The 11,837-nt window shown below is 73.5% G+C and carries 14 protein-coding genes and 3 tRNA genes; 16 read left to right on the top strand and 1 reads right to left on the bottom strand.

Going from position 1 to position 11,837, the window contains the following annotated elements; translation table 11 throughout:
- The first annotated feature begins 16 nt into the window (after nt 1-16).
- From ACI78R_RS00485 to ACI78R_RS00460, 6 genes are all read left to right on the top strand, one after another.
- Nucleotides 17-89 (top strand) — tRNA-Thr (locus ACI78R_RS00485).
- A gap of 45 nt (nt 90-134) precedes the next feature.
- Nucleotides 135-208: transfer RNA gene (locus ACI78R_RS00480), tRNA-Met, on the top strand.
- Nucleotides 209-314: 106 nt separating this feature from the next.
- Nucleotides 315-479 (top strand): 50S ribosomal protein L33, encoded by a 165-nt coding sequence (rpmG, locus tag ACI78R_RS00475; protein WP_073421301.1) that lies wholly within the window; start codon nt 315-317, stop codon nt 477-479.
- A 32-nt stretch (nt 480-511) separates the two neighbouring features.
- Nucleotides 512-958, top strand: a complete 447-nt coding sequence (locus ACI78R_RS00470; protein ID WP_457039293.1) for an FAS1-like dehydratase domain-containing protein — start codon at nt 512-514, stop codon at nt 956-958.
- Complete coding sequence (locus ACI78R_RS00465) at nt 955-1,383, top strand: MaoC family dehydratase (RefSeq protein ID WP_457039292.1); 429 nt, start codon at nt 955-957, stop codon at nt 1,381-1,383. The genes ACI78R_RS00470 and ACI78R_RS00465 overlap by 4 nt, the downstream gene beginning before the upstream one ends.
- On the top strand, nt 1,380-2,840 hold the full coding sequence (locus tag ACI78R_RS00460) for a M1 family aminopeptidase (RefSeq protein WP_457039291.1): 1,461 nt from the start codon (nt 1,380-1,382) through the stop codon (nt 2,838-2,840). The genes ACI78R_RS00465 and ACI78R_RS00460 overlap by 4 nt, the downstream gene beginning before the upstream one ends.
- Here the strand turns inward: ACI78R_RS00460 and ACI78R_RS00455 are convergent.
- On the bottom strand, nt 2,837-4,081 hold the full coding sequence (locus ACI78R_RS00455) for a pyridoxal phosphate-dependent aminotransferase (RefSeq protein WP_336028222.1): 1,245 nt from the start codon (nt 4,079-4,081) through the stop codon (nt 2,837-2,839). The two genes, ACI78R_RS00460 and ACI78R_RS00455, sit on opposite strands and share 4 nt — an antisense overlap.
- Nucleotides 4,082-4,355: 274 nt before the next feature.
- Between ACI78R_RS00455 and ACI78R_RS00450 the strand changes: the two genes are divergently transcribed.
- The 10 genes from ACI78R_RS00450 to ACI78R_RS00405 all read left to right on the top strand — a co-directional run bounded on the left by ACI78R_RS00450 (nt 4,356) and on the right by ACI78R_RS00405 (nt 11,832).
- Nucleotides 4,356-4,428: transfer RNA gene (locus ACI78R_RS00450), tRNA-Trp, on the top strand.
- Between the two features lie 163 nt (nt 4,429-4,591).
- Nucleotides 4,592-5,140, top strand: a complete 549-nt coding sequence (gene secE, locus ACI78R_RS00445; protein ID WP_073421307.1) for a preprotein translocase subunit SecE — start codon at nt 4,592-4,594, stop codon at nt 5,138-5,140.
- Nucleotides 5,141-5,183: 43 nt separating this feature from the next.
- Nucleotides 5,184-6,092, top strand: coding sequence for a transcription termination/antitermination protein NusG (gene nusG / locus ACI78R_RS00440; protein ID WP_457039290.1), 909 nt, complete (start codon nt 5,184-5,186; stop codon nt 6,090-6,092).
- Nucleotides 6,093-6,181: 89 nt separating this feature from the next.
- The gene (gene rplK / locus ACI78R_RS00435) at nt 6,182-6,613 is read left to right on the top strand and encodes a 50S ribosomal protein L11 (protein ID WP_073421309.1); all 432 of its coding nucleotides are present in this window, start codon (nt 6,182-6,184) and stop codon (nt 6,611-6,613) included.
- Between the two features lie 117 nt (nt 6,614-6,730).
- Nucleotides 6,731-7,450, top strand: a complete 720-nt coding sequence (gene rplA / locus ACI78R_RS00430) for a 50S ribosomal protein L1 (RefSeq protein ID WP_073421311.1) — start codon at nt 6,731-6,733, stop codon at nt 7,448-7,450.
- Nucleotides 7,451-7,792: 342 nt separating this feature from the next.
- On the top strand, nt 7,793-8,395 hold the full coding sequence (rplJ, locus tag ACI78R_RS00425; RefSeq protein ID WP_073421313.1) for a 50S ribosomal protein L10: 603 nt from the start codon (nt 7,793-7,795) through the stop codon (nt 8,393-8,395).
- A gap of 16 nt (nt 8,396-8,411) precedes the next feature.
- Nucleotides 8,412-8,807 carry a 50S ribosomal protein L7/L12 gene (gene rplL / locus ACI78R_RS00420; protein WP_073421315.1) on the top strand — a complete coding sequence of 132 codons (396 nt, stop codon included), beginning with the start codon at nt 8,412-8,414 and terminating at the stop codon, nt 8,805-8,807.
- A gap of 223 nt (nt 8,808-9,030) precedes the next feature.
- A complete protein-coding gene (locus tag ACI78R_RS00415) occupies nt 9,031-10,146 on the top strand; it encodes an ABC transporter ATP-binding protein (RefSeq protein WP_457039289.1) in 1,116 nt (371 codons plus the stop codon).
- Nucleotides 10,143-10,958: an MlaE family ABC transporter permease gene (locus ACI78R_RS00410; protein ID WP_457039288.1), complete on the top strand. Its 816-nt coding sequence runs from the start codon at nt 10,143-10,145 to the stop codon at nt 10,956-10,958. Before ACI78R_RS00415 ends, ACI78R_RS00410 begins: the two co-directional genes overlap by 4 nt.
- 4 nt (nt 10,959-10,962) lie before the next feature.
- Complete coding sequence (locus ACI78R_RS00405; protein WP_457039287.1) at nt 10,963-11,832, top strand: MlaE family ABC transporter permease; 870 nt, start codon at nt 10,963-10,965, stop codon at nt 11,830-11,832.
- The last annotated feature ends 5 nt before the right edge of the window (nt 11,833-11,837 follow it).

Below are 11,837 nucleotides of genomic sequence, written 5' to 3'. Positions count from 1 at the left end.
ACGGCTCCCAGAGCACGCCCCTTTAGCTCAGTCGGCAGAGCGTCTCCATGGTAAGGAGAAGGTCTACGGTTCGATTCCGTAAAGGGGCTCCGACCAGCCGGTCCAGTCGCCAGACCGGGCCGCACGGTCATCCCGGCGGTGTAGCTCAGCCTGGTAGAGCAAGCGGCTCATAATCGCTGTGTCACCGGTTCAAGTCCGGTCACCGCTACTCCAGACGGACCCCGGACCTCCGGGGTCCGTCGCCGTGTCGGCACCCGCCGCCGCGGCACACCGGCCCGTGGCGGGCCGGTCCAGACAAGGCGAGGAGAGCCTCCATGGCAGCCACCGACGTCCGTCCGAAGATCACCCTGGCCTGCCAGGAGTGCAAGAACCGCAACTACATCACCCGCAAGAACCGGCGGAACGACCCCGACCGGCTCGAGCTGAAGAAGTACTGCCCCAAGGACAAGCGGCACACCGTCCACCGCGAGACCCGCTGACGCAGGTCCCGGACGGAGCAGGGAGGGCGGGAGTGGCGCTGGACGCAGGACTGGTCGGGCGCAGCTACCCGCCCTCCGCCGTCTACGAGGTCGGCCGCGCGAAGATCGCCGAGTTCGCCGCCGCGGTCGGCGCCACCGACCCGGCGCACACCGACGCCGAGGCGGCCCGGGCGCTCGGGCACCCCGACGTGATCGCCCCGCCGACCTTCGCCATCGTGGTCACCATGGGCGCCGCCGACGTCGTCATCGCCGACCCCGACGTGGCCCTCGACTACAGCCGCGTCGTGCACGGCGAGCAGCGCTTCACCCACACCCGCCCGATCCGGGCCGGCGACCGGCTGGTCAGCACCACCACGATCGAGGCCGTGCGCAGCGTCGCCGGCAACGACATGCTCACCACCCGGGTCGACGTCGCCACCGAGGACGGCGAGGCCGTCTGCACCGCCACCTCCCTCCTCGTCGCCCGGGGGACGGCGTGAGCGCCCGTCCGGCGGCCGCCGACGTCGCCGTCGGCACCGAGCTGCCCGAGCAGGTCCACCGCGTCACCCGCGCCGACCTGGTCCGCTACGCCGGCGCGTCCGGCGACCTCAACCCCATCCACTGGAGCGACCGGATCGCCACCGGCGTCGGCCTGCCCGGCGTCATCGCCCACGGGATGCTGACCATGGGCCTGGCCGCCCGGGCCGTCACCGACTGGGCCGGCGACCCCGGCGCGCTGGTCGAGTACCAGGTGCGCTTCAGCCGCCCCGTCGTCGTGCCCGACGACGACACCGGCGCCGAGGTCACCGTCCGCGGGAAGGTCGGGGCGGTCCTCGACGGCGGCCGGGTCCGCGTCGACCTCACGGTCACCAGCGGCGGCGAGAAGGTCCTCTCGCTGGCCCGCGCCACCGTCGCCCTGGCATGACCCTGCGGCGCGCGGCCCTGGCCGCCGCGGTCCTGCTCGTCTCCGGCTGCACCTCCTTCAGCGAGACCGTCGCCGCGGAGGACGCCCCGTCGGCCGCCGCGCCGTCGGATCCGGCGCCCACCGACGACGGGGACGGCAGCGGCGACGGCGACGCGTCATGCCCCGCCCCGCGCGCCGAGCCCGACCCCGACCGGCCCGTCGTCGACCTGTCCTTCCGGCTGTCGGAGGACCTGCGCACCGTCACCGGCACCGAGACCGTCGTCTTCACCCCCGACGAGGACACCGACGAGATGGTGTTCCGGCTGGTGCCCAACGGCCCCGGCGGTACCGAGCTCGGCAGCCGGCTGACCGTCGACGACGTGCGCGGCGACGACGTCCGCGAGGGCGGCTACGAGGACGCCGGCGCGCGGTCGCCGGGCGGGCTGTACGTGCTGCAGCTCGACGACGAGCTCGCCGCGGGCGACCCGACCGAGGTCGAGCTGGACTTCACCCTGTCGCTCGGCGGGGGTGACGGCCTCCAGCGCCTCGGCACGGCCGACGGCACCGCCTGGTGGGCCAGCGGCTTCCCCCTGCTGGCGTGGGAGCCCGGCGCCGGCTGGGCGCGCGACCCGTTCGTCGACGTCCTGGGCGAGACCGCGAGCAGCCCGGTCGCCGACACCACGGTCACCGTCGACGCGCCCGAGGACCTCACCGTGCTGATGACCGGCGCGCAGGAGGAGCCCTCGGCGCCCGACGACGGCCGGCGCACCTGGACCTCGCGGGAGCCGGTCGCCCGCGACGTCAGCGTCGCCGCCGGCCCGTTCCGCACGGCCACGCTCACCTCGCCCGGCGGGGTCGAGATCACCACCGGCGTGCTCGACGGCGCCGACGTGGGCCCGGGCGAGCTCGCCGACTGGACCAGCGAGGCCGTCACCGACCTCGCCGACCGCCTCGGCGCCTTCCCCTACGACACGCTCACCGTGCCGCTCCTGCCGGCCGAGGGCGGCGGCATCGAGTACCCGAGCTCGATCCTCATGGCCGGCGCCGACCGGTCGGTGCTCGAGCACGAGGTCGCGCACATGTGGTTCTACGGGATGGTCGGCGACTCGCAGTTCCGCGACCCGTGGCTCGACGAGGCGTTCGCCACCTACGCCGAGCGGGTCGACGGCCAGGTGTCGCAGGAGTCCCTCGACCGCGCCCTGGCCGCCCCGGGCGACGTCGGCGGCGCGATGGACGAGTTCGCGGGCACGGAGGAGTACTTCGACGCCGTCTACGGCAAGGGCGGCGCCGCCCTGCTCGCCGCGCGGCAGGCGGCCGGCGAGGGCCCGTTCGACGCCGCGCTGCGCTGCTACGTGCAGGTCAACGCCTGGACGATCGCCACACCGGACGACGTCGCGGCCGCCCTCGCCGACCTGCCGGCCGCCCTCGACGTGCTCGTGGCGGCCGGTGCCCTCGACGAGGGCGACCGCCCGGACTAGCCGGCCGGGCCGAGCAGCCGCTGCAGCCGGCCGACGCCCTCGGCGAGGTCGTCGTCGCCCAGCGCGTAGGACATCCGCACGTAGCCCGGGGTGCCGAACGCCTCCCCGGGGACGACGGCGACCTCGGCCTCCTCCAGCACGATCTCGGCGAACTCCGCGCTCGAGGACGCCGTGCGCCCGTTGATCGGCCGGCCGAGCAGCGCCTTGACCGAGGGGTAGACGTAGAAGGCGCCCTGCGGCTCGGGGCAGGCGACGCCGGGGATCTCCCGCAGCATCGACACGATGGTCTTGCGGCGCCGGTCGAAGGCGGTGCGCATCTCGTCGACCGCCGACAGGTCGCCGGTCAGCGCGGCCACCGCCGCGGCCTGCGACACGTTGGCGACGTTCGACGTCGCGTGCGACTGCAGGTTGGTCGCGGCCTTGACGACGTCGGCCGGCCCGGCGATCCAGCCCACCCGCCAGCCGGTCATCGCGTAGGTCTTGGCGACCCCGTTGACGACGACGCAGCGGTCGGCCAGCTCGGGCACGAGCACCGGCATCGACGGCGCGGTGGCCCCGCCGTAGGTGAGGTGCTCGTAGATCTCGTCGGTGAGCACCCACAGGCCGGTCTCGGCCGCCCAGCGGCCGATGGCCTCCACCTGGTCGGGCGGGTAGACCGCGCCGGTGGGGTTGGACGGCGACACGAACAGCAGCACCTTCGTGCGCTCGGTGCGGGCCGCCTCGAGCTGCGCGACCGACACCAGGTAGCCGCTCTCCTCGTCGGCCACCACCGGCACCGGGACGCCGCCGGCCAGCCGGATCGCCTCCGGGTAGGTGGTCCAGTACGGCGCCGGCACGAGCACCTCGTCGCCCGGGTCGAGCATCGCGGCGAAGGCCTCGTACACGGCCTGCTTGCCGCCGTTGGTCACCAGCACCTGCGCGGGGGTGAGCGCCAGCCCCGAGTCGCGGGCGGTCTTGGCGACGATCGCCTCCTTGAGCACCGGCAGGCCGCCCGCGGGGGTGTAGCGGTGCATGGCCGGCTGGCGGCACGCGGCGACCGCGGCCTCGACGACGTAGTCCGGCGTCGGGAAGTCCGGCTCCCCGGCGCCGAAGCCGATCACCGGCTTGCCGGCCGCCTTGAGCGCCTTCGCCTTCGCGTCGACCGCGAGCGTCGCGGACTCGGCGATGGCGGCGACGCGGCGCGAGACGCGCGACCGGGCGGGGGACTGGGCGGCGGGCTCCGACGGGGAGACGGCGGTCATGGGCCCCATCGTGTCAGGAGCACCGCCGTCCGGGTTGCCCCGTTCCGGGTCGCCGCAGGCCGGGTCGCGGTCCCGGGGGCGGGAGCCGGCCGCGCGCACCCCGTCCGGGGCACGCTCCGGAGCGGAGTCACGGGCGCCGGGCACGGTCCCGTACACTGGCAACCCTGGGGCGATCGACCCCGCCACCGGCGTGCCCCGGAGCATCTCCTGGGACGGCGCCGGACCGGCGGAGCGGCCGTCCCGGGGCTCGCTCGGGACCTCGGTCCCGGGCACTAGGGGTGTAGCTCAACTGGCAGAGCAGCGGTCTCCAAAACCGCAGGCTGCAGGTTCAAGTCCTGTCACCCCTGCCCGTGCCGCCGGTGTGCGCCGGCGACGAGCACGACCCGGCACCGCCCCGTGTCCCGGCAGCGCCGGCGCGGCCGGTGCCGGCCCGGGGCCCGCGCGGCCCCGGGGGCACGACGGCAGACGGCCCGACGACAGCGGCCACCACCACGACGCGAGCGAGGCGCAGTGAGCGACGAGAAGCCGGGCCGCGGGGAGGACCCCCGCTCCGCCTCCGACGCCGAGCTGACCGACGAGCAGCTCGACCGTGAGGCCCCGGGCGTCGAGGACGCCGCCGAGCTCGAGGCCGCCGAGGACGAGGTCGCCGCCGAGGCGCAGGCCGAGGAGGACAAGGTCGTCCCCGCCCCGGCACGCCGCCGCGGTGGCCGGATCACCGCCGGCGACGACGACGAGGACGACGAGCCGGCCGCGCCGCGCACCCGCCGTCCCGCCCGCGAGCGCGCCGCGAGCCGCCCCGCCGGCCGCTCCGAGGAGGGCGGCGCCACCCGCTCCCGCGCCGCCGCCCAGCGCGCCCGGGCCGACGAGGTCCGCCAGCGCCGCAACCTGCGCCGGTTCCTCCGCGAGGTCGTCGCCGAGCTCCGCAAGGTCATCTGGCCGGGCCGCCGGGAGCTGATCACCTACACGACCGTCGTGATCCTCTTCGTGGCCTTCATGGTCGCGCTGGTCGCGGGCCTGGACGTCCTCTTCGCGCAGGGCGTGCTCGCCGTCTTCGGCTGACCGCCCCCTGCGCCCGCCCGCCACCCGAGAAGGAAGAGAAGCCGTGACCGACCCCCGCGAGCCGTTCGACACCGACAGCGACGTCGAGGACATCGACCTCGACGACGCCCGCATGGACGTGCGCGGCAGCGTCGACGTCGAGACCGGCGCCGACGAGGTGGGTGCCGCCGAGGGCTCGGGCGACACCGCCGATCAGGACACCGCCACCGGCGTCGCCGACGTCACCCCGGCGGTCGAGGGCGGCGGGCGCGACGCCCTCGTCGGCGACCCGCTCGCGGCCCCGGCGCCCGACCACGACCCGATCGTGACCGAGGCGCTCGCCGAGGCCGAGGCGGAGGACGAGGACCCCCGGGAGACGCTCAAGCGGACCCTGCGCACGCAGTTCGGCGACTGGTACGTCATCCACTCCTACGCGGGCTACGAGAACAAGGTGAAGACCAACCTCGAGTCCCGCATCCAGTCGCTGGACATGGAGGACTACATCTTCCAGATCGAGGTGCCCACCGAGGAGGTCACCGAGATCAAGAACGGCAAGCGCACCCAGGTCAACCGGAAGAAGCTCCCCGGCTACCTGCTCGTCCGCATGGACCTCAACGACGAGTCCTGGGGCGCGGTGCGCAACACCCCCGGCGTCACCGGTTTCGTCGGCGCCACCTCGCGGCCCTCGCCGCTGTCGATCGACGAGGTCGTGAACCTGCTCGTCCCCGACGCCCCGCCACAGGCGGCGAAGACCGCCGAGGCGGCCTCGCCGGCCGCCGCGGCCGCGTCGCCGGTCGCCGTCGTCGACTTCGAGGTCGGCGAGTCGGTCACCGTCATGGACGGCCCGTTCGCCACCCTCCCGGCCACCATCAACGAGATCAACGCCGAGCAGCAGAAGCTGCAGGTGCTGGTCTCGATCTTCGGCCGGGAGACGCCGGTCGAGCTGTCGTTCACCCAGGTCGCCAAGATCTGACGACGGACCGGGTCGCCCCCCGCCGCTCGTAGAATCGACGGCGGGACCCTGCGACGCGGCCGTCCCACCCCGTCACGGAGAAGGAAGTCATGCCCCCCAGGAAGCGGTTGACCGCGGTCATCAAGCTCCAGATCAAGGCCGGTGCGGCCACCCCCGCGCCGCCCGTCGGTCCGGCGCTCGGCCAGCACGGCGTCAACATCATGGAGTTCTGCAAGGCGTACAACGCCGCGACCGAGTCGCAGCGCGGCGACGTCGTCCCGGTCGAGATCTCGGTCTTCGAGGACCGCTCGTTCACCTTCATCACCAAGACCCCGCCGGCCGCGCGCATGCTGCTCAAGGCCGCCGGTGTCGAGAAGGGCTCGGGCGAGCCGCACAAGACCAAGGTCGCCACCGTCACGCGTGACCAGGTCCGCGAGATCGCCCAGACCAAGATGGCCGACCTCAACGCCAACTCGCTCGACGAGGCCGAGAAGATCATCGCCGGCACCGCCCGGTCGATGGGCATCACCGTCCAGGGCTGACGCCCCCGACGGCACCGGCGGCCCACCGGGCCGCACCAGCACGTCACCAGTGGGAGGGCCCCGCCAGGCCCGCACACCACGAGATCCCCGCCCGCGCGGCGGGGGAGAGGAACCACCATGGCGAAGCACGGCAAGAAGTACCGCGAGGCAGCGGCGAAGGTCGACCGCGAGAACCTCTACAGCCCGCTGCAGGCGGCCGGCCTGGCGAAGCAGACCTCGCCGACCGCGTACGACGCCACCGTCGAGGTGGCCATGCGCCTGGGCGTCGACCCGCGCAAGGCCGACCAGATGGTCCGCGGCACCGTCAACCTGCCGCACGGCACCGGCAAGACCGCCCGCGTCATCGTCTTCGCGACCGGTGACCGCGCCGCCGAGGCCGAGGCCGCCGGCGCCGACGTCGTGGGCAGCGACGACCTCATCGAGCGGATCCAGGGCGGCTTCCTGGACTTCGACGCGGCGATCGCCACCCCCGACCAGATGGCCAAGGTCGGCCGGATCGCCCGCATCCTCGGCCCCCGCGGCCTGATGCCGAACCCGAAGACCGGCACCGTGACCCCCGACGTCACCAAGGCCGTCAACGACATCAAGGGCGGGAAGATCAACTTCCGCGTCGACAAGCAGGCCAACCTGCACCTGGTGATCGGCAAGACCTCCTTCGACGAGACCAAGCTCGTCGAGAACTACGCCGCCGCCCTCGACGAGGTGCTGCGCGCGAAGCCGGCCGCCGCCAAGGGCCGGTACGTCAAGAAGGTCACCATCTCCACGACGATGGGCCCGGGCATCCCGGTCGACCCGAACCGCACCCGCAACCTGACGGTGGACGAGCCCACCGCCTAGTCGCAGGCCCCGGAGGCCCCGCCGCGCACCCGCGCGGCGGGGCCTCCGTCGTCTCCCGGACCGGCCGCCGCCTCCACCACCCCTGACCGGCCGCCGCCTCCGCCGCGGGATCGCGTATGCTCGTCGTCGTTCACCCATGACCGCTGGTCGTCGCACGTCCGCGTGCGATCGAAGGTCCCGGATCCCCGGGCGGCCCGCGCAGGAGGACGGTCCGATCGGCGGCGCCGCGCGCGCCCGCCCCTCGCCCCGTGCGCCCTGCGCCGGGGCGTTCCTCGTCTCCGGGCCCGATCGCCCGCTCCCGCACGACGCACGAGCGGTCGCCCGACAGACGAGAGGAGGCCCATGCCCACGCAGGCGAAGGCCGTGGTGATCGACGAGATCACCCAGCGGTTCCAGAACTCCAGTGCGGCCGTGCTCACCGAGTACCGCGGGCTGACCGTGGCGCAGCTGACCCAGCTGCGCCGTTCCCTCGGTGCGGGCAGCAGCTACGCCGTCGTCAAGAACACCCTGACGAAGCGGGCGGCGGACTCGGTCGGGCACACCGACCTGGGCCCGCTGCTGAACGGCCCGACCGCGATCGCCTTCATCGAGGGCGACGTCGTCGAGGCCGCCAAGGCCATCCGTGACTTCGCGCGCGCCAACCCGCTGCTCGTCGTCAAGGGCGGCGTGGTCGAGGGCCGCACGGTCACGCCCGCCGAGGTCACCGCTCTGGCCGACGTCGAGCCCCGCGAGGTGCTCCTGGCCAAGCTGGCCGGCGCGATGAAGGGCAACCTGACCAAGGCCGCCGGCCTGTTCCAGGCCCCGCTGTCGCAGGTCGCCCGCCTGGCCGCCGCGCTGCAGGAGAAGAAGCCCGCCGAGGGCGACGCTCCGGCCGCCGACACCGCTGCTGCCGACACCACCACCGACTCCGCCGACGCCGCCGACGCCGCGGCCGGCACCGACTGACCCCCAAGGAGAGATCATGGCCAAGCTGTCCACCACGGAGCTGCTCGACGCGTTCAAGGAGATGACGCTGCTCGAGCTGTCCGACTTCGTGAAGCAGTTCGAGGAGACCTTCGAGGTCACCGCCGCTGCTCCGGTCGCCGTCGCGGCCGCCCCGGCCGCCGGTGGTGCCGGCGACGGTGGCGCCCCCGCCGCCGAGGAGCAGGACGAGTTCGACGTCATCCTCGAGAGCGCCGGTGACAAGAAGATCCAGGTCATCAAGGAGGTGCGCGGCCTGACCTCGCTCGGCCTCAAGGAGGCCAAGGACCTGGTCGACGGCGCGCCGAAGCCGGTCCTGGAGAAGGTCGCCAAGGACGCTGCCGAGAAGGCCAAGGCCGCCCTCGAGGGCGCCGGCGCCACCGTCACCGTCAAGTGACGCCGTCCCCGGCCTGAGCCGGGGACCTGCACCACCCCGCACCACACAGGGGCCGTCCTCCTCCGGGAGGGCGGCCCCTGTCGCGTCTCCGGGTGATGCGACAGCGATCCGTGTCACGCGAGGCGAGTGATCTCCGTAACCTCCCGGAGGCGTCCTCGTTACCCGTCAGTAGAGCCGGACGCACACCGGGGTGCGACCGGCGACGGAGCCGGACGAGGGGGTCGTGGTGGGCGTCGCCGTCGAGGTCGAGGGGCTGACCAAGTCCTTCGGCAGCCAGAACATCTGGAGCGACGTCACGCTGACGCTGCCGCCGGGGGAGATCTCGGTGCTGCTCGGCCCGTCCGGCACCGGCAAGTCGGTCTTCCTCAAGTCCCTGGTCGGCCTGCTCAAGCCCGAGCGCGGCTCGATCGTCATCAGCGACACCGACATCGTCCGGTGCAGCGAGTCCCGGCTCTACGACGTGCGCAAGCTCTTCGGCGTCCTCTTCCAGGACGGCGCGCTGTTCGGCTCGATGGACCTGTTCGACAACATCGCCTTCCCGCTGCGCGAGCACACCCGCAAGACCGAGGCCGAGGTGCGCCGCATCGTCCTCGAGAAGATGGACATGGTCGGCCTGCAGGGCGCCGAGCGGAAGCTGCCCGGCGAGATCTCCGGCGGCATGCGCAAGCGCGCCGGCCTCGCCCGCGCGCTGGTGCTCGACCCGGAGATCATCCTGTTCGACGAGCCGGACTCCGGCCTCGACCCGGTCCGCGTCGCCTACCTCAACCAGCTGATCGTCGACCTGAACGCGCAGATCGACGCCACCTTCCTCATCGTCACGCACGACATCGGCACCGCCCGCACCGTGCCGGACAACCTCGGCCTGCTCTACCGCAAGCACCTGGCCATGTTCGGCCCGCGCGAGCAGCTGCTGACCTCGCAGGAGCCGGTCGTCCAGCAGTTCCTCAACGGCCGCCGCGAGGGCCCGATCGGCATGAGCGAGGAGAAGGACGTCGCCCAGGTCGAGGCCGAGATGGCCGCCCTGCAGGCGCGCGGCGGGGACCGGCACAACGGCGTCGGGCCCAAGGGCGCCGTCGGCGGCGACGCCGTCCCGCCGCAGCTCGACCCGTCCCCGGGCCTGCCCGAGCGCCGGGCCCAGCGCCGCCGCCAGGAGCGCGTCGCGCGGATGCTGCACGAGTTCGACCCGGCCACCGCCGACGCCATCCGCGCCAGCCTGCCCGCCGACCTGCTCGCCCAGGCCGACGCGGGCGTCCTCACACCTCCCGCGGGCGGGCGGCACTGGGCCGCCGAGGGCACGCAGGCCATCGGCGTCCTGCCCGGGCCCCGGGACGGCCGGTGACGGCTCCCGGGAAGCCCGAGGTGCCGGGGCTGCTCGACGGGAAGCTGTCCCCGACGCGGCCGCTGCGCGCGAGCGGGGACCTCTTCGCCTTCGCCCTCGACACCGTCCGGGCGGTGCCCAGGCGGCCGTTCCAGCTGCGGGAGTTCGTCCAGCAGACCTGGTTCGTCGCCAGCGTGACGATCCTGCCGACGGCGCTGGTCGCCATCCCGTTCGGCGCGGTCATCGCCCTGCAGCTCGGGTCGCTGACCCGCCAGCTCGGCGCCCAGTCGTTCACCGGCTCGGCGTCGGTGCTCGCGGTGCTGCGCGAGGCCAGCCCGATCGTCACCGCGCTGCTCATCGCCGGGGCCGGCGGCTCGGCCATCTGCGCGGACCTCGGCGCCCGCAAGATCCGCGACGAGATCGACGCCATGGAGGTGCTCGGGATCAACCCGATCCAGCGCCTCGTCGTCCCGCGGGTGCTCGCCGCGATGGTGGTCGCCACGCTGCTCAACGGCCTGGTCAGCGTCGTCGGCGTCGCGGGCGGCTACTTCTTCAACGTCGTCCTGCAGGGCGGCACCCCGGGCGCCTACCTGGCGTCGTTCGGCGCGCTCGCCCAGGTCGAGGACTTCTGGTCCGGGGAGCTCAAGGCCCTGGTCTTCGGCCTCATCGCCGGGATCGTCGCCTCCTACAAGGGGCTGCGCGCCGGGGGTGGGCCCAAGGGCGTCGGCGACGCGGTCAACCAGTCCGTCGTCATCACCTTCCTGCTGCTGTTCGCGGTGAACTTCGTGATGACGGCGATCTACTTCCAGCTCGTCCCGCCGAAGGGGCAGTGACCCCGTGGCACTCCTCTCCCCGGTCGACCGGGTCCGCGTCGGCGCACGCCGGCTGGTCCGCCGCGTGTACGGCCGGCCGATGGACACCCTCGAGGACCTCGGCGACCAGCTGTCCTTCTACGGCCGGGCGCTGGGCTGGACGCCGCGCACCCTGCGCCGCTACAAGCGCGAGACGCTCCGGTTGCTCGCGGAGGTCACCTTCGGCACCGGCGCGCTCGCCGTCATCGGCGGCACGGTCGGCGTCATCGCCTTCCTGTCGTTCTTCACCGGCACCGAGGTCGGGCTGCAGGGCTACGCGGCCCTCGACCAGCTGGGCACCTCGGCGTTCACCGGCTTCCTCTCCGCGTACTTCAACACCCGCGAGATCGCGCCGCTGGTCGCGGGGCTCGCCCTGTCGGCGACCGTCGGCTGCGGGTTCACCGCCCAGATCGGCGCCATGCGGATCAACGAGGAGATCGACGCCCTCGAGGTCATGGGCGTGCCCTCGCTGCCGTTCCTGGTGACCACCCGCATCGTCGCCGGCTTCGTCGCGGTCGTCCCGCTCTACGTCATCGGCCTGCTGAGCAGCTACTTCGCCACACGGACCATCACCACGCAGGCCTACGCGCAGTCGGCCGGCACCTACGACCACTACTTCACCCTGTTCCTGCCGCCGCAGGACGTGCTCTGGTCCTTCGCCAAGGTGCTCGTGTTCGCCGTCGTGATCATCCTGAGCCACTGCTACTACGGCTACCGGGCCGGCGGCGGCCCCGCCGGCGTCGGCCTCGCGGTGGGCCGGGCGGTGCGCTTCTCGATCGTCGCGGTCATGGTCATCGACCTGTTCCTGTCGCTGGCCATCTGGGGCTCGACGACGACCGTCCGGATCGCGGGGTGAGCGGC

Source organism: Geodermatophilus sp. SYSU D01106, assembly GCF_054049995.1.
The sequence above is the reverse complement of the archived record's forward strand: the minus strand, read 5'-3'. Positions and strand labels throughout refer to the sequence as shown.

Excerpts from the sequence above, each read along its gene's own strand:
- rplJ (WP_073421313.1), top strand. The coding sequence starts at position 7,793 with ATGCCCACGCAGGCGAAGGCCGTGGTGATCGACGAGATCACCCAGCGG.
- rpmG (WP_073421301.1), top strand. The coding sequence starts at position 315 with ATGGCAGCCACCGACGTCCGTCCGAAGATCACCCTGGCCTGCCAGGAG.
- rplK (WP_073421309.1), top strand. The coding sequence starts at position 6,182 with ATGCCCCCCAGGAAGCGGTTGACCGCGGTCATCAAGCTCCAGATCAAG.
- rplL (WP_073421315.1), top strand. The coding sequence starts at position 8,412 with ATGGCCAAGCTGTCCACCACGGAGCTGCTCGACGCGTTCAAGGAGATG.
- ACI78R_RS00460 (WP_457039291.1), top strand. The coding sequence starts at position 1,380 with ATGACCCTGCGGCGCGCGGCCCTGGCCGCCGCGGTCCTGCTCGTCTCC.
- ACI78R_RS00455 (WP_336028222.1), bottom strand. The coding sequence starts at position 4,081 with ATGACCGCCGTCTCCCCGTCGGAGCCCGCCGCCCAGTCCCCCGCCCGG.
- rplA (WP_073421311.1), top strand. The coding sequence starts at position 6,731 with ATGGCGAAGCACGGCAAGAAGTACCGCGAGGCAGCGGCGAAGGTCGAC.